Below are 23,924 nucleotides of genomic sequence, written 5' to 3' on the forward strand. Positions count from 1 at the left end.
ACCATATGATCACGCTCGCGGAACTGAACGGAATCCCAGCATTGGAACAGCGCATTGCTCCGGCCGACCATCCCATTCGCGGCGTCATCTCGGATCTCGACGGCGTCGCCTATCGCGGCGACACTCCGATCGACGACTCCGTCAAGGCGTTTCGCGGATGGAGCGAGCGGGGCCTGCCCTATGCGTTCGTCACCAACAATTCGACGAAATCCGCCGCGCAATTTGCCGCCAAGCTGAGCCGCATCGGCATTCCGGCCGAACCGTCACAGGTCTTCACGACGATTTCGGCGGTCACGTCCCTGCTCGAACGGCGCTGGCCGCGCACCACGCCCGTGTTTGCGATCGGCGAACGACCACTGCTCGAGGCGATCGAGGACAGTGGCTATCACCTGACCGACGTCGAGCCCAAGATCGTCGTGCTCGGATTCGATGCCACGCTCGACTACGCCAAGCTGCGCACCGCGGTCAGGGCCGCACTCGCCGGCGCAACCGTCATCGCCACCAATCCCGATGTCCTGACGCCGGTTCATGACGGCTACGATCCCTGCGTCGGCGTGATCACGGCCGCGGTTGCAGCGGCCGTTCCCAATACGAAGCCGATCGTGCTAGGCAAGCCGCAACCGTTCCTGATCGAACAGGCGCTGGCGCATCTCGGCACCGCCCGGCATGAGACCGTCATGGTCGGCGACCAGATCGGCACCGATATCGCAGCAGGAAAGGCCGCCGGCATGCGGTCGATCCTGCTCGTCAGCGACGTCCCTTTCAATGCGGTGGCGGACGTCGTTCCCGATCGCATCATCGCGAGCCTTCTTGACCTCGCGGAGCCCGAGACGGTCGGTTGGCCGCGATGATGACTCCCGGCCTCATCGAGAGCATGCAGGCCTCTCTTGCCGCGAGCCTGCCGCGCTGGGGACTATCATCGCAATCGACGCTCGCCTTTCTCAGCCATTCCGAGAACACCACCTTTCTCGCGCAGGATCCGGCCGCTCGGCAAAAACTCGTGTTGCGCGTGCAGCGGCCCGGCTATCACTCACCTGACGAGATTGCGTCCGAGCTCGCCTGGATCGACGCCGTGATCGCAGACAACGTGGTGCTCACGCCGCGCCCGGTCGCCGATCGGGAGGGACACCTGTTATGCCCCATTCCCCTGAGTGGCGCGACACGACACGTCGTTGCATTCGAATTCCTCAGCGGCAAGGAGCCGGACGCCTCGGACGATCTGGCCACCTGGTTCGGCAAGCTCGGCGCGACCAGCGCGCGGCTTCACGCGCACAGCCGCCGATGGACAATGCCATCAACGTTCCAGCGCAAGGTCTGGGATTTCGATGCCATGCTGGGCCGCCGGCCACTATGGGGTGACTGGCGCGCCGGTCTTGGCCTGCGCGACGATGGCCGCAGGCTGCTGCAGAGGGTCGCCGACGAACTTGAACGGCGCGTCGAGGCTTACGGACGGGGCGAGCAGCGGTTTGGCCTCGTTCACGCCGACCTCCGCCTCGCCAACCTGCTCGTCGAAGGCGACCGGCTCGGCGTCATCGACTTCGACGATTGCGGCTTCTCGTGGTTCTTCTATGACTTCGCCGCGGCCGTCAGCTTCATCGAGCACGAGCCGGTGATGGACCTGCTCCAGCAGTCGTGGCTTGCGGGATACCGGACCGTCGCACCGGTCTCGCGCGACGACGAGGCCATGCTGCCTGCGTTCGTGATGCTCAGGCGCATGCTGCTGACGGCCTGGCTCGCTTCGCATTCGGACACCGAAACCGCGCGACGCCTGGGTACGGGCTACACCGACGGAACGGTCGCGCTCGGCGACCGGTTCCTGCGCGGATTGTGACGCGGACTTTCGGGACCAGCCGCGGTGCGCCTGTCCGCTTCTCCAGTGTTGTTGCTCCCGGACTCCAGAATGCCGCAACAGATGTTTCCCCGCCGGCTTTGATCCGCGAATGATGGGCGCGCGCTCGGACATTGCGCGTCCGAAGCGGACTTAACCAGCGAGCGTGGGCGGCGTCAGATGGATATCCAGGCTTATTTCGAGGAGTGGTTCTGCGAGCCCGGCGATGTCGTCCGGCTCGCGATCAGCACGCCGCACGCCACCGTCCACGCAAGCCTCGTGCGACTGGTCTCGGGTCCCGGGCGCGACGAAGCGATCGAGGGCAAGGTGGTCGATTTCTCGTCGGTGCTCGACCGCACCGTTTCCGGCGGCGTGCAATCCACGGTGGTCGGCTCGCACGCCGAATTTCCGCTTCCCTCACCGATCAACGATGCGGCGATCAGCGTCCATTGCTGGGCATGGCCGACCGTCCCCGAGCGGAGCGCGCCCCAGGCCATCTGGTCGATTGGCGACGTCGCGCTCGTCATCATCTCAGGCGGTCTTGCGCTTCGAATGGGCAGCGCAACGCTCGCGGTCTTGCCGGATGCGATCATCGCCAAACACTGGTATTCGATCCTGACTACCATCGGCGACGGCGAGGTCTGCATCGACCTCAGGCGTCTTGATGCCAAGGTTGGGGCACAACGCACACTCCGCGCGGCAACCGGCGCGACGGCAAATGCGGCGACGCTCCTGCTCGCGGCGGCCGGCATCGGCCGGTCCGGGTCGCCGCTGGAGCCATATAACGGCAAGATCGACTCGCCAACGCTGCACCTCGCGAAGCCATCCGCCGAGATTATCGCCGCATGGCACGCGGGGAAGACTCCCACGCAGCCGGCATGGGCAGCATGGAAACTCGGCAGGGACTTCGCGTCGGAGACGATTGAGCCGGACGCTGGAGGCGAACAGGGGCACCTTGTCAACGGCGTCGAGCGCGGTGTGACCGGACGCAACTGGGACGGGCGAAGCGACTCCTTCGTCGAAGTTCCCGAGCAGTACTGTGCGCTGCAATTCCACGACGACGACATGGTGGATGCCGGCTGGAGGTATAATCTCGAATTCCGCCTGCCGGAGGACCTTCAAAGCGGAGTCTACGCAGTTCGGCTCGAGGCCGGCGGACGCCGCAATCATTTTCCGCTGTTTGTCAGACCGGTACTGGGCACCTCGGCACCCGTGCTGTTCCTGGTGCCGACCAACACCTATCTGGCCTATGCGAACGACCACCTGGCTTCGCTCGATTTCTCATCGGTGATGCCTCATGACAAGGTGGTGCCCGAGGACGAACAGTACCTGTTCTCACATCCGGAGCCGGGCCGCTCCTGCTACGATACCCATGCCGACGGAACGCCGGTTCGCTATTCGGGCCGCAGACGGCCGCTGTTCAACGTCCGCCCTGGTTTTCCGAACTGGCTAACGGGCTCGTACCGTCACTTTCCCGTCGACATGTACATCGTCGAATGGCTGGAGCACCTCGGCATCGAATATCATGTCGCAACCGACGAGGATTTCGAACGTGGCGGCCGCAACCTGGCCGACCGGTACGCGGCGATCGTCACGGGCTCGCACCCGGAATACTGGACACGAACCGGCCTCGATATCCTCGACGGATACCTGCATGACGGCGGACGGGTCATGTATCTTGGCGGCAACGGCTTCTACTGGGTAACGAGCCGGATCGGTGCAAAGCCCTGGGTCATCGAGGTGCGCCGCGACAACAGCGGCACGCGCTGCTGGGATGCCCCCTATGGCGAACGGACCCATGTTGCGACGACTGAAGCCGGCGGCATCTGGCGCACGCGCGGCCGCGCCCCGAACAAGATGCTGGGCGTGGGCTTCGCATCGGAGGGATGGTCGAAGGGCTGCGGCTATCGGCGTCTGGAGGCGAGCTACAATTCGCCCGCCGCGAAATTGTTCGACGGCATCACTGAGGAAATCGTCGGCGATTACGGCTATGTGCTGGGTGGAGCGGTGGGAGACGAGGTCGACAGGTACGACGTTACGCTCGGAAGTCCCGAGCATGCCTATGTGCTCGGGACTTCGACCGGGCTTGGCAACGAGTATCAGCTCGTCATCGAGGATCTCACTCTTTCGCTCCCGGATCAGGGAGGCGCACAGCGGCCTGACGTGGTGAGATCGGACATGGTCCTGTTTCCGATCGATGGAGGCGGCTGGGTATTTTCGGTCGGCTCCATCGCCTATGCCGGCGCCCTGGCCTGGAACGGCTGCGACAACGGTCTTTCGCGCCTGACGGCGAATATACTCAGGGCCTTCACCGGCAAGGAGCCCGTGCTCGGAGCATGAGACCGTCAGTGCGACTTCGCCCCTGAAACGAAAGGTCAACGACCCTCGTTCGGCCACTCATACGTTCTGGTTGCAGGTTTGAGTGCAAGAAGATCAACATCTTACTGGACACTCGTTGTCCCCCAGCGCGGCGACCGCACAGATACGTGCTTCTTTTTCGTTCGCGCGCAAGTTCACAAAGGCGACGAGCACCGCATGGTGAGTGCGATACGGTGGTACATGGAAGATCCAGGGCTTTTCCGCCCAAGGAGAATGTTTGACAGGCGGCAGGCGCTTTCCTCGCAGTCAGGAGCGAGGCCTCTTGCTCCCCTGATTGGATATCGCTCGGCAAAACAACGGCTCGGGGGAGTCAGCAGCCGCGTTAACCTTACATACCCTCAAGCCGCAGGTGAGTGGCCCTCGACAAGACGATTGAGTCTCCGAGTTTCCTGCTCAGCTGCTCGAAACGGCCGAGAATGTCCTTGCCCGCGCCGGTGTCTGCACTATGTACGCAGATATCGTTGTGCTCGTTGCGACGGACCGGTAGTAATTCAATTTCGGTGATCTTCTTCCCCGCGATCAAGCACCGCAGCACCAGACCATCGAGATGACGGCCGCGCATAACGTCCCAGTCGAACGCAAAGTTGCCAAGGCTGTAGAAGATCGGCTTACCCTGATAGATTTCGCCGGCCTGGACCACATGCGGATGGTGGCCGAACACCATGTCTGCCCCCACGTCGATGGCGGCTCGGGCTATTTCGCGCTGATATGCGACTGGCTCCTCTTTGGACGACACGCCCCAATGGCATGAAAGGATCACAAGGTCGACCTTGGTCCGCAGAGCGCGGACATCGTCCCGCATGGCCTCGAGTTCGTCGGCGTCTGCGAATGTATGCGTGATCGGCTCGGCACCCGGCATCTCCAGCGCGCGCGGGCCCGGCTCATAGGCGGCGTGGGCCTTGATGGTGGCGCATCCGGGGCTGTTGGCTGACGCGGCGTGATTGCTCGGCCAGAACACTGATGTGTAGCTCAAGAAGCCGAAACGAACCCCGTTCTTCTCGATGATTGCCGGCTTCTTGGCCTCTGCCAGCGTTTCGCCAACGCCACAGTGGAGGATCCCCGCCGAATCCAGCGCCTTGACGCTGGCGACGGCGGCGCTCGCGGGATAGGCGACGTTGCTGGCGCAGCTCACGCCGACATAGCCCGCCTTCTTGAGCGCCGGACCTACCTTGGCGCCCGAATGGCGCCAACCCTTTTTGTGCGGGATATCGGGCCGCGCGGGATCGATCGAGGGCTCGGCAAGCGGGCCTTCCAGCTGTCCGAACAAGACATCGGCCGATGTCAGCATGTCACGCACATTGACGAATGCGCTGAAAGGATCTTCGCGGTTCTGGATGTTGGTATCGCCCAAGATGAGCAGCGTTTGATCCATGTGCAGTTCCTTTTTCGTGAGCTCTGGTGTGGATGTCGGGATTGCGACCAGATCAGGCCGCGCTTTCAGCGGAGCGCGATGTTGTCACCGCCGCTTCGCCATCGCGCGCTGGCGCGATCGATTCCAGGGAGCGCTGGTTGGTTTCGATACCGAACAAGAGAATACCAAGCGCTAACAGCAGATAAAGCGACGCAATGGCGTAGAGCACTGATGGGAGACCATAATTGTCATAGAGCGACACAACCATGTAGGGCGATGCGATGACAGCAATCCGACCCGTCATTTGGGCGATGCCAGAGCCGCGGAAGCGATATTCGGTTGCAAACAACTCCGGCGTGTAGCCGCCGAGACCGAAGCCGATCATCAGGCTCATGCCGCCCTGCAACAGGAAGCCAAAGATCAGCACCCAGGCGGGGTCGGTCTGCTGCGAATACGCCAGCGCGAACACGCCACACCATAAGGCCGCAAACATGGTGCCGCGACGGCGTCCAATCCAGTCGGAGGTCAGCATGCCGACCAGCGGCCCGAGCGAACTGCCCAGCGCCATGACGGTCGCAAAGCTGAGCGACTTCGTGACACTCAGCCCCTGTTTGACGAAGAAGGTCGGCACCCAATAGGAGAAGCTGTAGGAACCGACCAGGCAGGAGATGCAAACCGCCATCGCGAGCAAGGTGCGGGTGACGACGCCGCGCGAGAACAGGATGGAGATCGGTACCCAGGCCGGCGCAGGCGCGGCCACTGATGTCACCGGCGGGAGCGGCCCCGCCTTCGAGGCCTCAGCTTCGATATCCTGCATGATCTTTTCGGCTTCTTCATAACGACCGCGCGCTTCGAGCCAGCGCGGCGACTCCGGAAGTTTGCGGCGCAGGAACCAGACCCATAATGCGCCGCAACCGCCGATCAGATACATCGGCCGCCATCCCAGTGCCGGAATGACGAATAGTCCGGTAAAATTCACGGCGAATGTCGATGCCATCGACACCACGCTGATCAGGCCAAGCGCCCAACCGCGCCGTTGCGGCGGCACAAACTCGCTGACCATGCCGTAACCGCAGACATATTCTGCGCCGATCCCTACTCCCATGAAGAAACGCATCGCCATCAGCCAAGTCATCGAGGGCGCGAGCATCGAGAGCAGGCACATGCTGCCGAAAATCAGAAGATTAAACTGATAGGCAAAACGCCGGCCGAACCGGTCACCGACCAACCCCGTCATCAGCGCGCCAATGGCGAGGCCGGCAAAGGTGATGGAAATGTAGTGGGCATTGGTCTCCATGTTCGACCAGCCCTCCTTAACGAGGGCGCCCAACACGCCGGCGGCCATCTGGTTGTCGAAACCGTCGAAGAACATCCCGAGGCCGATCAGGCTGAGAATCCGCCACTGGAATGCGCCCATCGGGAGCCGGTCAAGCCGGCCCGCGGCGTTAACGGGGGTGGTCATAGAAAGCGTTTCTCCCGCAAGTAGCGGCGTTCAGCGCCGCTTATGCGGGCAAAATAGGCGGAATGCTTTGGGCCGAGTATGCTAATTTACTCATCACGACGATGACTTATCTTCAGAGCAACACAGAGAATACGGCGCGGACGCGATCAGCCCTCAGTGGGAGGCGCTGATGGCCCGAAAATTGCCCCCGCTGAATGCACTTCGCGCCTTCGAGGTCGCCTCCCGCTCCGAGAACTTCACCCACGCCGCCAAAATACTCAACGTCTCGCAGGGCGCCGTCAGCCGGCACATCGCCCAACTCGAAGCCTTCCTTGGCCTGCGCCTGTTCGTCCGTAATCAACGCGACGTCAAGCTGACGACGCAGGGCGAACAGTACGCGCAGGCCATTGCCGAAGCCTTTGATCGCATCGAACTCGCGACCCAGGTCAGCCGCCGGGACAAGCAGAATCGCGTGGTGCGGATACGGCTGTTTCCCACGGTGGCGATGAAATGGCTGGTCAAGCGGCTCGCGCGCTTCCATACCCTTTACCCAAGCATCAATGTGCAGGTCACGATCGCCAACGATCTCGTCGATGTGAGCGCTGGCGAGGTGGACTTCACCATTCAGACTCCCGCCATTCCAAAGCCCGGCGTGCGTTACGACACGCTGTTTCCGATCGAGCTGCTGCCGGTTTGTAGCCCCGCCGAATTCAACAAGCATCCACCCGTGCACGATTCACGAGAGCTGCTCGACCGCACGTTACTTCATTCAATGAAGCGCCCGCACGATTGGCGGATCTGGTTTGAGGCGGCGGACGTCACACCCGGGAGCTTTCGCGAAGGACTGTCGTTCGGCAATTCCTCGCTAGCCTATCAAGCGGCGATCGACGGGCTCGGCATCGCGGTGGCGCATCTGGAACTGGTCCAGGACGATCTCAAAGCGGGACGACTATTGGCGATCCATCCGCTGGTGGTACGAACCGCCGACAGTTACCACCTCGTCGGCCGCGAAACCGACGTTGGCAGGCCGGAGATTGCTGCATTCCGCGACTGGCTGCTGTCCGAAACCAGGACACAGAATTGACGTTTCTCCATCGGCAAGATCTTGTTCTGCTATTGTCAAATCAGCATCGCTGCAAGCTCGCCGACGGCGCTTGGATCGCCATTTGCCTTGGCGACGCACTTCAGGTGTCACGTTGCTCTATAGGGCCATCGGTTCATTCGATCACTCGCAAGGCCGCTTAGCCGCGCTGGCGGCATCTTGACAGCACGCCAAACCACCCGTCTGCGCGATCAAAGACACCTTTAGTCGCGGCGCCGCTCGCTCCCACTGCTATGTACCAGCCATACAGCCGGCTCCGCATTTAAAGTGCCGCCCTCTTCGTCAGCTCGCTTGACCAGAAACGACTGTGGAGGCCCGATCCGCAGCTTGTCTGGTCTGCCCATAAGGGCCGACGCAGCCGCAATCACATCGACGGGCAGCTACGGGCGAAAGTCGACTTTGGCGTCGGATCGACCTATGTCGGCATTTCGGCGAATAGTGATTAACCCAGTCGAGCCGAGCGTTGAAACCACCTTGATGCTCGCCTTTGTTCAGCAGCGACGCGCGACACAGAACAGGTGCCACATGTAGGTCAGCCAAGCTTTAAGGCGCACTACGATAGCGCAAGCAAATCGCTACAGAAGCGCTTTTGGTAACAACATGTGGATGCCCTTGTTGCCATCGACGAGCTGGGTCACGCGCAGATTGCCAGCCAGCGAGCACAGCATGTAGGCCTCGTTGCGAGTCAGATTGGTGCGTGCGCAAACGTGCCGGACCATTTCCCTTACTGCCTGCTTGGCGGCGTCATCGAGATCCTCGTCAAGACCGATCGACATCAGATGGGTCACGCTTTCCGCGAACGGCCAGCGTATCTCCATGTCCTTGCGCACGGTGAGGCGGAACGTTCCAGTCACGCCGGTCTCAAGAGCGGTGATGCAGACTTCGCCATCGCCCTGCACCGCATGACCATCACCGGCGAAGAATAGGGCACCTTCGTTGAATATGGGCAGATAGAGCGTCGTGCCCGCACGCAATTCCTTGTTGTCCATGTTGCCGCCAAACGCGCGCGGCACCGGCGAGCCGCAGCGGCCCCAGCTCGGCGGCGGCGCGGTGGCAATAATCCCGAAGAACGGCTCAAGTGGAATTTTGCTTCCCCAGGGCATGATGCTGACGTTGCGCTTCCGATCGATCCGTGGATGGATGGTCTCGTATTCCGTGAACTCGTCGGGCAAGGTCCCGAGCAGCGGCAGGATAGATACAAAGCCCCAGTCCTGCCGGACCTTCACGTCGAGAATGTCGATCTGCAAGGCGTCGCCGACAGCGGCGCCTCGGACATAGACGGGGCCGGTTATGAAATGCGATCCCGGCCCGGGTGGCAGCGCTTCGAGCGCCGCCAGATAGTCAGGTGCTACCAGACTTAGATCATCCGGCAGGGTCTCCTTCCCTCCTGACGGAAAGCTGTGAAGCGTCACGGTGTCGCCGGAGCTTACTTCCAGGACCGGCGGCGTGCCGCTATCAAGGTATCCCCATACCATATTTTCGTGGGCGCTTGAGATCTCGTGGCGGCGCGGCATTAACTGGCTCCGGCGGATTGCATAGGACAACGGCTGATCGTCACATCCGGCCCCTCTTCGCACAATGGGCGAGACGTTTGCCGGCGCTAAGATATAGTCGCATGCGCATCGACGAGACGGAGCATCCCATGAGGCGTTCCCGATTCACAAATAGTGAGATACTCCAGCTGCTTGGGGAGGCCAGCGCAGGTGTTCCCGTGGCCGAGATCTGCAGCACGTCCGGCATTACCCCGCGCACCTTCTATCGCTGGCGCCGCCAATTTGGCGGGCTCGACGTTCCGGCGGCAAGGCAGATGAAAGATCTGGCTACGGAGAACCTGCGGCTGCGCGGCTTAGTCAGCAATTTGTTCGAACAGTTGCGGAGACCGGACGACCGCCCCGCGGAAGCCAAGCCTGCGTCCGCAATAACAGTCCATCGGACTGCCGAAGAGAAAGCGCGCGATCAGACGCGCGCCAGCCGCATCGCCGCAGCGAAATGCGGTGGCGCACTCACCGGCCACTTCGCCGCAGTTCGCGGCAACCGCTGACGCGTGCTCGGCGGAGTTGCGGGACATCGCGATCATGCGCGCCCGGTACGGTATCCTTGCTTCCACATTCGGCTCGCCGCAATATTTTTGTGCGATGCATCGCCAGCCTGAACGCCCGCATGGCGTCGGCTTGAGCACACAAAGCGCTTGTTTCCAGGGGCGAAATCGCGAGCGATGCGCCAAGCAACGTGACTTTATGTCACTGTGAGCGACATAAAGACTAAGGTCGACCAAAATTCGCGCAATTCCGTCGCTTATTTCTGCTTGCCGCACTTTTGAGCCGCAGTAGGCTTTTGCTTGGCGTTTCGGCTCAAGCGGGGAGTTTCACGGCCATGGTCAATCATGTGCGTTCAAATGCGATGTTGTCGAGATTGGGAACGGGCGCGGTCATTGTCACACTGGTGCTGACGTCGAGCTTGGCTGCGAACGCCCAGGATACAATCAAGATCGGAATCCCTACCGGCCTTTCCGGAGCGAACAGCGTGGTGGCGCCGTCGGTCGTGCAGTCGGCAGAACTCGCCGTCGATGAGATCAACGCGACCGGCGGCATTCTCGGCAAAAAGGTCGAGCTCGAGGTCGCCGATGACGGCTCGGGCGCAGCCGGCGCGCAGAAGGCTGCCGACTCGCTGATCTTCCAGAAAAAGGTCAATGCGCTGATCTCGATGCAGACGAGCGCAGCCCGCAACGGCATGCTCCCGGTCGTCACCCGCGGCAAGGTCCCATACATCTACACCTCGCTCTATGAGGGTCGCTCGTGCAACAAATATCTCTACGCAGACGGTGCCGTCCCCGAACAGATGGTCGGCCCGATCGTTGACCACTTCATGGACGCGTTCAAGGCCAAGACTTTCTTCTTGGTCGGCAGCGACTACGCGTTCGGACGCGGCATGCTGGCCTTTACCAAGGCCTACATCGAAAAGAAGGGCGGTAAGGTCGTCGGCGACGAATATCAACCGATGGACGCCACCGACTGGACCGCGATCATCTCCAAGATGCGCAGCGCCAATCCGGACGCTGTGATCTTCTCCACCGCCGGCGGCGCTCCCAACGTCACCTTGCAGAAGCAGTACAAGGCAGCCGGCATGAAGGCCGTCGTCGGCAATCTCAGTGTCGACGAGGGCACGGCGAAGACGATGGCGGCCGACGCCGACGGTGTGTTCATCTCCGCTTCCTTCCTGACCAACATCGATACGCCTGCCAACCAGAAGTTCATGGCGGCCATGAAGGCGAAGTTCGGCGGCAAGCTGCTGACGCCCAACGACCTGTCAGTGCCACAATACGACGCCGTCTATCTCTACAAGGCGGCCGTCGAAAAGGCGAAGAGCACTGCGGTGGATCCGGTGGTCGCGGCGCTGGCCGAAGTATCGTTCGACGGTCCCCGGGGCAAGGTGCAGATGAACGCGCAGCGCCACGCGCCGCTCACGATGTATCTGGGTCAGGTGCAGTCCGACGGTTCGGTGAAGATCGTGAAGAGCTTCCCGAACGTCAACCCGGGCGAGCAGTGCCCGAAGCTCTGATCCCGCCGGGAGCGTGATTGGGTTCGTCAATGTAGCACGTGTGAGCGGAGCGACATGCCGGTCCAGTTCCGAGCGTCGCTCTCGCTCCGTTGGGCCACGACATTTCGCTCCAGACGATTGCGCGTGCTAATGAGCGGTGCCAGACTCCCCCATTCCTCTAATGCACCGAAGTGGCTCATGGCGCTCTTCGGCGGCATCGAAGCCGAGCGGAGACCGGCATGACCGCCCTCATCCTCGACATCATCACCACCGCCGCGATCCTGTTTGCCGTCTCAGCCGGGCTTCTCATCATTCTGGGCGTACTCAAGATCGTGAATTTTGCCCATGGCGGCTTCCTCACGATCGGCGGCTATTCGGGCCTCGTGGTGACGAATCTTGGCTTGAATCCCTGGTTCGCCTATCCGGCAGCAGCGATCGCGGGCGTCGTGCTCGGCGCCGTCGTCGAGCGCTTCATCATCCGGCCGCTGTACGACCGTCCGCTCGATGCGATTCTGGCAACCTGGGGGCTCGGCATCATCATTGGCCAGGTCATCACCATCATCTTCGGTCGCGAGATCCAGTTCGTACAGACACCGATCGCCGGCGCCACCAGCTTGCTCGGTCAGACCTACTCGTTCTATCGCTTGTTTCTCATCCTTGCGGCTGCGCTGATCGCGGGCGGCATCGCAGCGTTGTTCAACGCGACCCGGCTTGGCCTCGAAGCGCGCGCGGTGATCATGAACGAGCCCCTGGCGCGTGGCCTCGGCATCAATAGCGGCCATGTCCGCTTCGTCACCTTCTGCATCGGCGCGGGCCTTGCGAGCCTCGCCGGTGCACTGATCACGCCGCTCTCCAGCGTCGATCCGAACATGGGCGTTCCCTGGCTCGTCAACGCGTTCATGCTGGTGCTGGTGTCGTCGGTCTCGCTTGTCAGCCTTGCGACCGCTGCGATCACGCTCGGCGGCGCGCAGGTGCTGGTTTCCACCTACATAAGCCCTGTCATCGGCGGACTGACGATCGTGGTGCTGGCCGCCCTCCTCCTGCGCATCCGGCCCGCGGGGTTCGGTCATGGCTGATCTCACGACCACAACGGCGACGCTGCCCGTGCGCGTCGCCTCCACTCGGCTCCGCTTCGTCGGCTCGATCGCGCTGCTCTGCATCGCAGCCGCCGTCGCAGGCCCCTATGTCCTCGACTCCTATACTGTCAACATCATGGTGCGGTCATTCCTGTACGCAGCAACCGCGCTGACAGTCGATATCCTCTGGGGTTACACCGGCATCCTCACCTTCGGCCAGGCCGCCTTCTTCGGCATCGGCGCCTACGCCGCCGGCATCACCTTCACCTACATGGATTTCTCGCTGCAAACCGCGGTGCTGGCCCTGTTCGCCGGGATCGCGGTATCGGCTGTGGTGGCCGCCATCACCGGGTGGGTCTCCTTCTTCTACGGCGCCTCGCCGCTCTACGTCGCCATCGTGACCCTGGCGTTGCCGATCATCTTCGTGCAGGTACTCTACTCCGGTGGCACCTTCACCGGCTCCTCCAGCGGCCTCGTCGGCTATAACACCTTCGACCTGTCGGTGGAGGCCTGGTTCACGATCTGCGGTGTCGGCCTCGTCGTGCTGACGACGGCCGCATGGTTCTTCGTCAACAGCGATTTCGGCCGCGTGCTAGTAGCGATCCGCGAGAATGAGCAGCGCTGCACCTATCTCGGCATCAACGCGCCCCGCATCAAGATCCTGCTGATGGTGGTGATGGCGATGATCGCCTCGATCGCCGGCTATGCCTATGCTGGCTATACGGTGGTGGTTGCGCCAGAGATCGGCAGTTTCGTGTTCGGCACCGAGCTCGTGATGTGGGTCGCGCTAGGCGGACGCGGTACGCTGGTCGGCCCCGTGCTCGGCACTGTCGCCATCGACGTGACGAGCGCCTATCTGTCCGGCAATTTGCCCTATGTCTGGAAGCTGATCGTTGGCTCCATCTTCGTGCTGGTCATCGTCGCGCTGCCCCAGGGCATCGCACCCGTGATCCGGAGCGCCTTGCGGCGGCTGTGGTCGGCAACCAGCGGCCGCGACGTTGCACCAATGCTTGCGGTGCCTGCCCTCGTTGAGGCCAGCGAAGGACACCGCGTCGGCACCGGCTCGGATGCGCCAGCGCTTGACATTGCCGATCTGGCGCGCTCTTACGGCAGCCTCAAGGTGCTTGAAGGGGTCACGTTCAAGGCGCTGGGCAGTGAATTACTTGGCATCATTGGTCCGAATGGCGCCGGCAAGACCACGCTGATGCGCTGCCTTTCCGATGGTTTCGAGCGAACTGATGGCACAGTTGCGGTGTTCGGACGGGCGATTGCGCGCACACCGCCACAAGCTGTGGCGGGCTTCGGCATTGGCCGAAGCTTCCAGGCCACCAGCCTGTTCGAGACGCTGACGGTGGCACAATGCCTGCGCCTTGCCCGTCATCGGCTGGACCGCGCCAACTTGCTGAGCCACGCGCCGACGCTCGCGCTGCCCGAGAGCGCCCGTCACGTTATCACCGCGACCGGACTCGACCGCGAGCTTGCAATCGAGTGCCGGCATCTGTCCCACGGCATGAAGCGCGCGCTGGAGCTTGCGATGGTGCTGGCACTGGAGCCGAGTGTGCTGCTGCTCGACGAACCGACCGCAGGCCTCACCAAGCCCGAGCGCACGCTGATCGGCGGCATCCTGGTCGATCTCGTCCAGCGCGCGGGATTGTGCACGCTGATCATCGAGCATGACCTCGACTTCGTCCGTGAAATCTCGACCCGGATCATCGTGCTGCATCAAGGCAAGGTGCTCTTGGACGGATCGGTGGCGCAAGTCGTCGGCTCCGAGTTGGTACGGACGATATATGCGGGTGGCGCGCATGCAGAGGCGCGGCCATGAGCGAAACCGTCCTGGACATTTCCGATGTGAGCAGCGGCTACGGCGAAGCCATGGTGCTGCGCAACATCTCGCTCGGGATCCGTCCTGGTGAAATTTTCGCGCTGCTCGGCAAGAACGGCATGGGCAAGAGCACGCTGCTCAAGACCATCCTTGGGTTCGTCCCGGCCAGGCAAGGCAGCATCCGTCTGTTCGGCGAAGACATCACGACGCTGACCACGCATCTGATCGCGCGCAAGGCCATCGCCTACACGCCGCAGGAGCAGACGCTGTTCCAAGACCTGACGATCCGGGAAAATCTCAGGCTAGGCCTTCGTAGCGACCACGGCTTTGCCGAAGGATTGGCTCGTGTCAGCGATTATTTCCCGATCATCGGCAGACGCCTCAACCAAAAGGCCGGTACGTTGAGCGGCGGCGAGCAGAAGATGCTGATCGTGTCCCGCGCCCTGCTCGGCTCGCCGCGCCTGATGCTAATCGACGAAATCTCGGAAGGGTTACAGCCTTCCATGGTTCGGCACCTGTCAGAAATATTGCTGGCGGAGCGCAAGCGCGCCGGCACCACGATCTTCGTCGTGGAGCAGAACGTGCCGTTCGCCTTTTCCATGGCCGACCGCTACGCGGTGCTGAAGATCGGTGAAATCGCTGATGAGGGCGTGGCCGGCGACGAGCCTGCTGCGGCGCGCGTCCAAGAACAGCTGCAGTTGTGAGGGAGAGTTCGATGAATGAGTTGGACAGCCTCGTCGATGCGCTCGGCATCGACCTCGACGCCGAACGAAGGGCCGTCGTGCTCGCCGCCTTCCAGCCCATCGCGCAGGAAATCGCCAAGCTGCGGAGCCTCGACCTGACGGACATTCATCCCGCCGTCGTGTTCTCCCCACTGCCGGCCGACCGACAAGGCTGAGGCACTCCCGATGCAAGGCAATCCTATCACGCGCCCCGTCGCCGAACTCTCAGCCGACCTCCGCACAGGAAAATTAAAAAGCGTCGAGCTCGTCGAGAATGCGTCGGAACGCATCAAGGCGCTCGATCGCAAGCTGGAAAGCTTCGTCTTTACCGCAGACGATGCGCACGCCCAGGCGGCAGCTGCAGATCGGGAAATTGCAGACGGCCACTGGCGTGGCCCGCTTCATGGCGTGCCGGTGGCGGTGAAGGACAATTACATCACGACCGACATGCCGACTACCGCCGGCACCGCGACTTCCGACATGAACTTCGCGAGAGCTGATTCAGCTGCTGTCGCCAAACTCCGCGCGGCCGGCGCAATCATCATCGGCAAGACGCGCATGCATGAATTCGCTTGGGGCAATGTGACGCCGCCATCTAAAAATCCGTGGGACATGAGCCGCGTCCCCGGCGGCTCGAGCGGAGGATCGGGCGCGGCTGTCGCTGCCCGGATGGTCCCGATCGCGATGGGGTCGGACACCGGCGGCTCGATCCGCATCCCGGCCGCACTATGCGGCGCCGTTGGATTGAAGCCGACCTTCGGCCGCGTGAGCCGCGCCGGCATCGTTCCCCATAGCTGGTCACTCGACCATGCCGGCCCACTCTCCTATACGGTCGCCGACAGCGTCCATGCCCTCAACGCCATTTCGGGTCACGACCCTGATGATCCCGGCTCCGCCCACGCCGACGTTCCGGATTTCACAAGAGGGCTTAACCAGCCAATCGCCGGCCTTCGCGTCGGCATCTGCCGTAACCATTTCTTCGAGAGCAACCAATCCGATGTCGATGCCGCCATCGACGCGGCAATCGGCTTCTATCGCGATGCCGGCGCTCGTCTGGTCGAATTCGAGTTGCCGGTCCTCGCTTATGGTCTGGGCGCGATCTTCGCGATCGAGCTATCGTCCTCCACCGCCTATCACAGCCGCAACCTGGCAAGCGGCCTGGTCAAAGGCTTCACCGACGACGTGCGCACGCTGGTCGAAATGGGCCGGCTGGTCACAGGTCCGGATTACCTCAAGGCCGAGCAGCTCCGCCGCGTGCTCATCGACGATCTTGCGAAAATCTTCACCGATGTGGACGTCATCATCGGCCCCACTTGCCCACTGACGGCATGGCCGATCGGCGAATGGACTGTACGCGTCGGCGCGAACGATGAGAGCGTACTCGCGGCCTCCTGGCGGTTGACTTACCCCTGGAATCTCGCCGGACTGCCGTCGATCTCGCTACCTTGCGGTTTCGATAGCGCCGGACTGCCGATCGGACTGCAACTTGCAAGCCGCCCTTTTGATGAGATCACCCTGATCCGTGCCGCAGATGCCTATGAGCGCGCGCATGGCTGGAAGGACATGTATCCCATTATCTGAGGATGCGCGAGATCCGACAAACCCCGACGGAGTGCTTGCCATGCACGCGGAAAGCCCGATCAAGGTAGCCTGTATCCAGATGGAGCCGAAGATTGGCGAGAAGCAAGCCAATGTTGCACGCTCGCTGGAGAAGATCACTGAAGCGGCAGCTAACGGCGCGCAGCTGGTCGTGCTACCCGAGCTCTGCAATTCAGGCTATGTCTTCGCTTGCCGCCGAGAGGCTTTCGCGCTGGCCGAGCCTGTGCCCGATGGTCCGACGACAAAAGCCTGGCTGGAAGCAGCTCGCCGCCACGACCTCGTAATCGTCGCCGGCGTCTGCGAGCGGGCAGGTGACGCGCTCTACAACAGTGCTGCAATCGCTGGGCCCGACGGCTACGTCGGCACCTATCGCAAGGTACACCTGTGGGGCTCGGAAAACCTGTTCTTCGAACCCGGCGATCTCGGCGTTCCCGTCTGGAAGACCAAATTCGGCCGCATGGCCGTGGCGATCTGTTACGATGGCTGGTTTCCGGAAACCTACCGTCTCGCCGCGCTGCAGGGCGCCGACATCCTTTGCGTGCCGACCAACTGGGTGCCGATGCCGGACCAGCCCGCGAACACGATGGTCATGGCGAATATCCTCACCATGAGCGGCGCCCATTCCAACAGCATGTATGTCGCCGCCGCCGACCGTGTCGGCGTCGAGCGCAACCAGCCGTTTCTGGGATCGAGCCTGATCGTAAGTCACACCGGCTTCCCGTTAGCCGGTCCTGCCAGCAAGTCCGACGAAGACATCATCTATGCAGAGCTGAACTTGTCGGACGCCCGCAGCAAGCGCGTGCTCAACAGCTTCAATCAGCCCCTGCGCGATCGCCGCATCGATCTCTACGACGAAATGCTCGGCACTGGCATCAAGCGTGGCTGGTATTGATTATGATCTTCTGCCTTAGCAAAGCTAAGGGACCGCGGCTCCCTCGCACATCATCAGCGTGCCACGCAGCACAAACGAGCCGACATTGCACCCCGCTCCCCATCAGTTTTCCAAGCAAAGATTAGTAAACCACTGCAAACAGACGCCTTTACCTTCACGCAAACGAGTTTGGTCAGCGCGCTAGGAACTCCCCCTCCCCCATCCTGTAAATGGGGTCAGCACACGCAGTCACGCCACAGCAAACATGCGATGAGCCGAGCGCCTCGGAGGTCGATCCATCGCCGTCCGAAGCGCGAAGTTTCGCGGTGATGGTTGTCCGCTGGCGCCCAGAGGATTTCCTCCCTGACTAGGCAGGGATTTCCTCTCGAAATCTCGGCTTATTTTGTTCGTCAGGCCTATACACGTATCGAGCTGGGCATCTGCCAGAAGCGAAGGCGGCTGATCCGCGAAGGTTAGGGGGGATCTCGCCACGCCTTGGCGCTGATGTTTTATTGCTTCTACATCAATGGCTAGGTGAATGATCCGGCCGGCCGAGGAATTCGGAGTCACCGGGAACAGTCTGGCCAAGGTCTGCGACAGGCTGGACGTGCTTTATCTTCCGTGCGGCCCCTGGGCCAAAGAAGTAAGCCGGAAGCCGGTCGTCATACTTGAGCTTCGACCTCGGCGGGACGGGATCCCAAACACGGCAGATACGGGAGGTATCTCTTTTTCCCCTGGCGTCGAACCAACCGACCACTGCTTGCTACGCCGAACACGACCCGTCTGTCTGAAGAGATTGAGCTTGCCATGCGGCGCATTCGGCCTGCCCATCGTATAGAGTGGCCTATAGATCCGACGGCCTCATGTGACTGGTGACTACGTCCGCTTTGCTCCTATAGCGACCAAGTTCGTGCGGCAGCGCAATATGTCGCGATGGGCCAGAAGCGGAAGCCACAATTGGACAACATCTCCCCCACTAACATCAGCGATAAATATCTTCCGTGAATTGGTTCACAAATGGGCGGGCCAGACCGCGATACGCTTGCTCGAGTTCTTGGCCGGCGTGCGCCCAGCGCGATCAGCAGGCTCGAGAAGGCGCCGAACCTCGACGTCCACCGTTCCGTCGCACGTATCGTGTTTCGCAACGCTGCGATCAATGAGTTGTCGAGTTGGATTCAACGGCATTCGGTGCGGCCGAAAGCCCGCGGACCCAGCAAACGACCAGTCTTTTAGTTTTACGCGGTTCAGAAACTTGATCAGAGAATAAGCCATGCAAAAAATTTGATGGAGGAACCAATGGTGAAGAGGGCGATTACGCTCGGCGGTGGTGGTCCGGCGGCAGGCCTGCACATTGGAGTTCTGGAAGCTCTTGCCAACGCAGGTATAACCTTTGACGTGTGGGCATTGTCCTGCATCGGCGCCTGGGTTGGGATCGTCTACAATCAGTTTGACAACGTTGACAATAAAGACAGGGCGAAACAGACCCATCAATTCTTCAAGAATGGCGTGTTTCGAGACGACGAAAGCTATAGGCGCTTTCCCATAAACACGGTGTTCGGCCCGGATTGGGAAAGCATCGGCAAGGCTCTGACCAACTTCGTCGCAGATCCCAATACCTATAAGGATTTGTGGGACCCAAACAGGGTCGCGAATGCCTTCAGGGAATCCATGTCGCTTTGGTTCGCTCAACAGCCCGACACGGACGGCGGGAAGAAGTTCACGAGCCCGGATGAGGGAGACGTAAACAGATGGGTTCTTAATCAGGTGCTGGCACCAAATCCTTTCGTTCGTTATCTCACGTCAATGATGTATCTGTCCCAAGTCACCGGCCTCTCCAGGATCAACTATCCACACAGCCAGTTTATGAAGAGCATAAATTTCGACGCGCTGGGAAGACCCGAAAAGCCATTCATATTCCACAACGCCTGGAATCTCGATGAGCATAAACTCGCGTTGTTTTCCAACCGCCCAATGCCCAAGAAGGTCGATGAGAACAAGAAGGCCGACGGGAAAGAGTACAAAGTGCCTATCAGCGCATCCAGCTTATGTGCGTGTTCAGCCCTTCCCTTCGTGGAAGAAACCGTAGAGATCGACGGAGTTACCTACTGCGAAGGAGCACTGGTCGATACGGTCAACTTCGAGAGCTTGCTCCAGGAGCATCATAAGCCAGGCGATGAGCTGGACGAGATATGGGTGAGCAGGATCGTCGATTCGAAGCAAGTCCGCAAACCGGAAAACCTTCACGATGCCCTGGCAAATCTCTGCCAATTGTTCGCAGCGACCGTTGGCGAAGATGATGTCAAGCTCTTCAAATATCACGTGCGGTACGACAAGCCAAAATCCGGGGAGCATCCGTGGAAGGGGACAATCATCGAGATTCATGTGCCGGGGCACATCAGTTTCAAATGGAACCACAGCAACCTGGACAGCGGGAGAACGTTGGGAAGGATCGCTGCTGAACAAGCAATCAAGGCATACTACGAACACGGAAAACGTCCGCCGCATGACGGGCCACATTTCATAAATGAGAATCCTGCGGAAAGCGATGAGGCGGGATGGCGAGAGGTTAAGGAGGCATATCACGAATGTCGAAGGCGGGCTGCGTAACGGCAAGGTAAAGCAGCCTTGAGGCCGACCTGCTGAGCCAAGCTCCAATATCCGCAGTCGAGGCGGAATTACTGCAGTCGGTTGAGTACTGCCTTTGCCTGCTTCAGATCCTGCGTTTCAAGACCCTCGACGAACCAGCCGTAGATGGGCACGAGCTGGTCGAGCGCTTCGCTGGTTCTGCCCTGATCGATCCACAAGTTGGCGAGGTCTACTGCTACTCGAAGTTCAAGGGCCTTGGCGCGTTGGCTTTTTGCAGTTGTCAATGCGTGATCGAGCAGTGATCGTGCATCGGTGCTGGCCTCCGGTGCATCGCGGACGAGCAATACGCGCGCCTTCAATCGATACAGCTCGGCCTCAAATATCCGTTCGCTATTGCGGCCGGTTGTAGCGAGACCCTGCTCAATCAGTTCGAGCGCGGCTTCGCTTTGATGGCTCGACAACAAAGCGGCACTCAGGAGCACATACAGGGCTGTGATGCCAAGCTGATAGCCCGCGCCGCGATATTCGTTCATCGCCGCGCGGATTTCCTCGAGCGCAGCGGACGAAGGATCAAGGAAGGTGGCGCTTATCCCCCGGATGGCGCGAGCCAATCCTCGCCACTGCCGAAATCCGAGTTCTTCCGACAAGGCGAGACAACGATCAGCATAGCGGTGTGCCTTTCGGAAGTCACCCCGAAGAGCGTGGAGAATGGATGCATAATAGCATCCATAGGCCTGCGAATGCGGATGACTGATGACGTCGGCGCGCTGAAGAGCGGCATTTACACGCGCGAGTGCCGTATCAGCACGGCCCTGCAGCCAGAGCGCCCATGACATCAGAGCCAGGTCGGCCACACCCGCATCCTGGCCGGCAGCACGCGCCGCCAGTCTGTCATGCTCGCTGCTCGCTTCGAACGCTTCGAAGGCCCGTTCGATCACCTCCTGGGCACCTACGAGATTTCCCATGAAAAGGCGTATCATCCCTTGCCCACGCATCGCGTTGAGCAACGTTGGTCGATCGCCCCGACCCTCCGCAAGATCGAGTAACACCGAGATCATTTCCTCGGCGACCGGCAACTCGCCACGAATGACGCTCGCGGTGGTCAACCAAAACATGATTTGTAGTCGCTCGGGGGGATCTCCGAGCCGCTGGCACAGCTCGCGCGCTCGCGCAAAGGTCGCCACCGCCTGGGGCGAGGCCGGCCCCTGGGTGGCAATGAGGCAGGGCCCGAGCGCGTATTGGAAATCAAGCTCCAGCCGGTCTTTAAGCGCACCGTCGGCCAAATGGGCCGAGACCTCAATGCCTTTGCGCAAGTGTGCGATCGCTTCGAGGTTGGCGGAGCGCATGGCCGCTTTCTTGCCTGCCTGGAGCCAATATTCTCCCGCCTTTTCGAACAATCCCGCCTCGGTAAGGTGGAGTGCGAGAGTCTCGGGTTGAGCCTCCACAATTTCCGGGAATCGTTGCTCGAAAGCGTTGGCGACGGCGGCATGCAGCGCTGCGCGTCGGCTCTTCAGAAGTCCCGCTTCGGCAGCGTCCCGCACGAGCGCATGCTTGAAGGTGTAGACCGCCCGGGGTATCTCGCCTCGGCAGAATATCAACTCCGCCTGAACCAACTGGGCAAGCGCCTCCTCAAGCCGTTGCCTTGGCAGCTTGGCGACCACGCTCAGCAGTTCGTACGAGAACTCGCGCCCCACAACGGCGCCGATCTGAGCAACTTCCTTCACGGGGGCCAATCGGTCGAGCCTAGCCATCAGCGATGCGTTCAATGTCGTTGGAATCGCCATCGAGGGTAGCGGACCGCTGACCACGTAATGGTCGTCTCGCTCCTGCAGCAAGCCGGTTTCGAGCACCGCCTTGGTCAGTTCCTCGACGAACAGGGGTACGCCGTCGGTGCGAGCGAGGATTTGGTCCAAGACCTCCTCCGGGAGCGTCTTGCCTGCCGTGACGCGCTCGATCAAGGCCGCCCCGTTGCGCCGGTTCAGCCGTGTAAGCGAGACGGTCGTCACATGTGCATGACCAGGCCAGGGCGGCGTGAACTCTGGTCTCGCGGTGATGAGCAGCAGCACTCGGAGTCGTGGTACCTTTTCCAGTGTAATCGTGAGCAGCTCCATCGAAGTCGGGTCCGACCAATGGGCATCCTCAAAGATGATGAACACTGGCTGCCGCGCCGCCAACGCTTCGAGCTGAGCCGAGAATGCCGCCAACGTCATCTCCTTGCGTTTCTGCGGACTGAGCTCGGGCAGCTGGTAGCGGTCACTGACCGGCAGCGACAGAAGGTTTGCTAGAGCCGGCACCACACGATCTGCGTCGGCGCCAGACCGCAACAGCAGAGCTTCAAGCTTGGCAAACTTCTCCGTCGGCGCTTCGCCTCTTTCGAACCGGGCAGCACGTTCGAGATTGTCGATGAACGGATACAACGCACTGTTGGTATGGTGCGCCGAACAGAAATGGCGGACCGTAATGTGTGGTTCGGCTTGGAGCCGCTCTTGAAGCGCCAGCGCGATGTGCGACTTACCGATACCTGGCTCTCCAGTTAGAACCACTACGCAACCTTCGCCCGAAGAGGCGTGCTGCCAGCGCCGCAACAGCAGCTCGATCTCCTCGTCTCGACCGATCAAGGGCGTCAATCGAGTCCTGTGCTGAGCCTCAAAGCGGCTTTCGACTCCAGTCGTCCCGAGCACCTGCCAGGCAGGTATTGGCTCCGCCCATCCTTTCAGCGCGATGGAGCCGAGATCGCAGTATTCGAAATATCCTTCGGTGAGCTGGCGCGTACTCTCGGAGATCAGCACGGTACCGGGCTCGGCGAACTGCTGCAGACGAGCAGCCAGATTCGGTGTCTCACCGATCACCGCCTGCTCCTTGGCGGCGCCTTCGCCGATCAGATCGCCCACGACAACCATACCGGTAGCGATGCCAACGCGGACCTGCAGCTTGGTGCCGATATCTGTCTGAAGATTGGCCACGGCATCGACCAGTGACAGCCCAGCGCGTGTCGCCTGCTCGGCATCGTCCTCGTGCGCCAGGGGGTAGCCGAAATAGGCAAGCACGCCATCCCCCATGTAGCGCGCGATAACGCCCTCACTCCGGGCGATAACCTCAGCGATGCAGGCGTGATAGTCGCCGATTATCGAGCGCAAGTCCTCCGGGTCCAGCCGGGCCGAAAGTGCGGACGAGCCCACCAGATCACAAAACATGACCGTGATTTGGCGCCGCTCGGCGCCGTCTCGCGGCGCTGGTTTGGCAGCCGCTTGGTCCGATACAGCGACATCATCCTCAAGTGCCGCAATCGCGCGCAGCATCTTGCGCCGGTGCCCAAGCAGGACGCCGAGGTCCTTGAGGTCCTGCTCCGTGAGATCGCCGACGACCGAGAGGTCGATGGCGTTCTCTGCGAAACGATCGGCGTACTCTCCCAAACCGATCGATGCCAGCCACTCTGCAATACCTGTCATGGTATACCTATGGCCAATAGGGATAAAAGTAGCACATTGCAGAGACCTGCGAAGGCACATCTGCAAATGGAAGCACCGATCGCGAGATATCTCAGCCAGTTTAACACATTGGCCCGGCGAAAGCTGGGCGCTGCCAAGCGATGCCATGGGGCCCCGAT

Annotated in this window: 17 protein-coding genes; 13 read left to right on the plus strand and 4 right to left on the minus strand. The window is 61.2% G+C overall.

What is annotated here, in order from left to right:
• The first annotated feature begins 41 nt into the window (after window positions 1-41).
• The 3 genes from I6F38_RS06855 (at window position 42) to I6F38_RS06865 (ending at window position 4,168) form a co-directional block, all read left to right on the plus strand.
• On the plus strand, window positions 42-851 hold the full coding sequence (locus I6F38_RS06855) for an HAD-IIA family hydrolase (RefSeq protein ID WP_225159589.1): 810 nt from the start codon (window positions 42-44) through the stop codon (window positions 849-851).
• A complete protein-coding gene (locus I6F38_RS06860; protein ID WP_225159590.1) occupies window positions 848-1,831 on the plus strand; it encodes a phosphotransferase in 984 nt (327 codons plus the stop codon). The genes I6F38_RS06855 and I6F38_RS06860 overlap by 4 nt, the downstream gene beginning before the upstream one ends.
• A gap of 177 nt (window positions 1,832-2,008) precedes the next feature.
• The gene (locus I6F38_RS06865) at window positions 2,009-4,168 is read left to right on the plus strand and encodes a N,N-dimethylformamidase beta subunit family domain-containing protein (protein ID WP_225159591.1); all 2,160 of its coding nucleotides are present in this window, start codon (window positions 2,009-2,011) and stop codon (window positions 4,166-4,168) included.
• Window positions 4,169-4,535: 367 nt separating this feature from the next.
• Here the strand turns inward: I6F38_RS06865 and I6F38_RS06870 are convergent, their stop codons facing one another.
• Both I6F38_RS06870 and I6F38_RS06875 read right to left on the minus strand, forming a co-directional pair.
• Window positions 4,536-5,579 (minus strand): CapA family protein, encoded by a 1,044-nt coding sequence (locus I6F38_RS06870; protein ID WP_225159592.1) that lies wholly within the window; start codon window positions 5,577-5,579, stop codon window positions 4,536-4,538.
• A 52-nt stretch (window positions 5,580-5,631) separates the two neighbouring features.
• Complete coding sequence (locus tag I6F38_RS06875) at window positions 5,632-6,975, minus strand: MFS transporter (RefSeq protein ID WP_225159593.1); 1,344 nt, start codon at window positions 6,973-6,975, stop codon at window positions 5,632-5,634.
• Between the two features lie 214 nt (window positions 6,976-7,189).
• Between I6F38_RS06875 and I6F38_RS06880 the strand changes: the two genes are divergently transcribed.
• The gene (locus tag I6F38_RS06880; RefSeq protein WP_225159594.1) at window positions 7,190-8,083 is read left to right on the plus strand and encodes a LysR substrate-binding domain-containing protein; all 894 of its coding nucleotides are present in this window, start codon (window positions 7,190-7,192) and stop codon (window positions 8,081-8,083) included.
• 593 nt (window positions 8,084-8,676) lie between these two features.
• Here I6F38_RS06880 and I6F38_RS06885 read toward each other — a convergent pair.
• The gene (locus I6F38_RS06885; RefSeq protein ID WP_225159595.1) at window positions 8,677-9,615 is read right to left on the minus strand and encodes an acetamidase/formamidase family protein; all 939 of its coding nucleotides are present in this window, start codon (window positions 9,613-9,615) and stop codon (window positions 8,677-8,679) included.
• Window positions 9,616-9,716: 101 nt separating this feature from the next.
• On the opposite strand from I6F38_RS06885, the gene I6F38_RS06890 reads away from it, so the two are divergent.
• From I6F38_RS06890 to I6F38_RS06930, 9 genes are all read left to right on the plus strand, one after another.
• The gene (locus tag I6F38_RS06890) at window positions 9,717-10,142 is read left to right on the plus strand and encodes a transposase (protein WP_225159596.1); all 426 of its coding nucleotides are present in this window, start codon (window positions 9,717-9,719) and stop codon (window positions 10,140-10,142) included.
• A gap of 359 nt (window positions 10,143-10,501) precedes the next feature.
• A complete protein-coding gene (locus I6F38_RS06895; RefSeq protein WP_225159636.1) occupies window positions 10,502-11,659 on the plus strand; it encodes a substrate-binding protein in 1,158 nt (385 codons plus the stop codon).
• Window positions 11,660-11,877: 218 nt separating this feature from the next.
• Window positions 11,878-12,714 (plus strand): branched-chain amino acid ABC transporter permease, encoded by an 837-nt coding sequence (locus tag I6F38_RS06900; protein ID WP_225159598.1) that lies wholly within the window; start codon window positions 11,878-11,880, stop codon window positions 12,712-12,714.
• Window positions 12,707-14,539 (plus strand): ATP-binding cassette domain-containing protein, encoded by a 1,833-nt coding sequence (locus I6F38_RS06905; RefSeq protein WP_225159600.1) that lies wholly within the window; start codon window positions 12,707-12,709, stop codon window positions 14,537-14,539. Before I6F38_RS06900 ends, I6F38_RS06905 begins: the two co-directional genes overlap by 8 nt.
• Complete coding sequence (locus I6F38_RS06910) at window positions 14,536-15,243, plus strand: ABC transporter ATP-binding protein (RefSeq protein WP_225159603.1); 708 nt, start codon at window positions 14,536-14,538, stop codon at window positions 15,241-15,243. Before I6F38_RS06905 ends, I6F38_RS06910 begins: the two co-directional genes overlap by 4 nt.
• Before the next feature lie 11 nt (window positions 15,244-15,254).
• Window positions 15,255-15,437, plus strand: a complete 183-nt coding sequence (locus I6F38_RS06915) for a hypothetical protein (RefSeq protein ID WP_225159605.1) — start codon at window positions 15,255-15,257, stop codon at window positions 15,435-15,437.
• 10 nt (window positions 15,438-15,447) lie between these two features.
• Window positions 15,448-16,842: an amidase gene (locus I6F38_RS06920; protein ID WP_225159607.1), complete on the plus strand. Its 1,395-nt coding sequence runs from the start codon at window positions 15,448-15,450 to the stop codon at window positions 16,840-16,842.
• Window positions 16,843-16,882: 40 nt separating this feature from the next.
• Window positions 16,883-17,752, plus strand: coding sequence for a nitrilase family protein (locus tag I6F38_RS06925; protein WP_225159639.1), 870 nt, complete (start codon window positions 16,883-16,885; stop codon window positions 17,750-17,752).
• Between the two features lie 1,275 nt (window positions 17,753-19,027).
• Window positions 19,028-20,338: a patatin-like phospholipase family protein gene (locus tag I6F38_RS06930; protein WP_225159609.1), complete on the plus strand. Its 1,311-nt coding sequence runs from the start codon at window positions 19,028-19,030 to the stop codon at window positions 20,336-20,338.
• A gap of 68 nt (window positions 20,339-20,406) precedes the next feature.
• On the opposite strand, the gene I6F38_RS06935 is transcribed toward I6F38_RS06930, so the two are convergent.
• Window positions 20,407-23,766 carry an adenylate/guanylate cyclase domain-containing protein gene (locus tag I6F38_RS06935; RefSeq protein WP_225159611.1) on the minus strand — a complete coding sequence of 1,120 codons (3,360 nt, stop codon included), beginning with the start codon at window positions 23,764-23,766 and terminating at the stop codon, window positions 20,407-20,409.
• Between the last annotated feature and the right edge of the window lie 158 nt (window positions 23,767-23,924).

Origin of the sequence: Bradyrhizobium sp. BRP56 (genome assembly GCF_020194035.1) — a bacterium.
GTDB lineage: Bacteria > Pseudomonadota > Alphaproteobacteria > Rhizobiales > Xanthobacteraceae > Bradyrhizobium > Bradyrhizobium australafricanum.

Bases quoted from the DNA above. Each gene is read 5' to 3' on its own strand.
- I6F38_RS06930 (WP_225159609.1), top strand. From the start codon at position 19,028: ATGGTGAAGAGGGCGATTACGCTCGGCGGTGGTGGTCCGGCGGCAGGC.
- I6F38_RS06880 (WP_225159594.1), top strand. From the start codon at position 7,190: ATGGCCCGAAAATTGCCCCCGCTGAATGCACTTCGCGCCTTCGAGGTC.
- I6F38_RS06910 (WP_225159603.1), top strand. From the start codon at position 14,536: ATGAGCGAAACCGTCCTGGACATTTCCGATGTGAGCAGCGGCTACGGC.
- I6F38_RS06900 (WP_225159598.1), top strand. From the start codon at position 11,878: ATGACCGCCCTCATCCTCGACATCATCACCACCGCCGCGATCCTGTTT.
- I6F38_RS06865 (WP_225159591.1), top strand. From the start codon at position 2,009: ATGGATATCCAGGCTTATTTCGAGGAGTGGTTCTGCGAGCCCGGCGAT.
- I6F38_RS06885 (WP_225159595.1), bottom strand. From the start codon at position 9,615: ATGCCGCGCCGCCACGAGATCTCAAGCGCCCACGAAAATATGGTATGG.
- I6F38_RS06925 (WP_225159639.1), top strand. From the start codon at position 16,883: ATGCACGCGGAAAGCCCGATCAAGGTAGCCTGTATCCAGATGGAGCCG.
- I6F38_RS06895 (WP_225159636.1), top strand. From the start codon at position 10,502: ATGTTGTCGAGATTGGGAACGGGCGCGGTCATTGTCACACTGGTGCTG.
- I6F38_RS06935 (WP_225159611.1), bottom strand. From the start codon at position 23,766: ATGACAGGTATTGCAGAGTGGCTGGCATCGATCGGTTTGGGAGAGTAC.
- I6F38_RS06920 (WP_225159607.1), top strand. From the start codon at position 15,448: ATGCAAGGCAATCCTATCACGCGCCCCGTCGCCGAACTCTCAGCCGAC.
- I6F38_RS06875 (WP_225159593.1), bottom strand. From the start codon at position 6,975: ATGGGCGCATTCCAGTGGCGGATTCTCAGCCTGATCGGCCTCGGGATG.
- I6F38_RS06870 (WP_225159592.1), bottom strand. From the start codon at position 5,579: ATGGATCAAACGCTGCTCATCTTGGGCGATACCAACATCCAGAACCGC.
- I6F38_RS06890 (WP_225159596.1), top strand. From the start codon at position 9,717: ATGCGCATCGACGAGACGGAGCATCCCATGAGGCGTTCCCGATTCACA.
- I6F38_RS06905 (WP_225159600.1), top strand. From the start codon at position 12,707: ATGGCTGATCTCACGACCACAACGGCGACGCTGCCCGTGCGCGTCGCC.
- I6F38_RS06860 (WP_225159590.1), top strand. From the start codon at position 848: ATGATGACTCCCGGCCTCATCGAGAGCATGCAGGCCTCTCTTGCCGCG.
- I6F38_RS06915 (WP_225159605.1), top strand. From the start codon at position 15,255: ATGAATGAGTTGGACAGCCTCGTCGATGCGCTCGGCATCGACCTCGAC.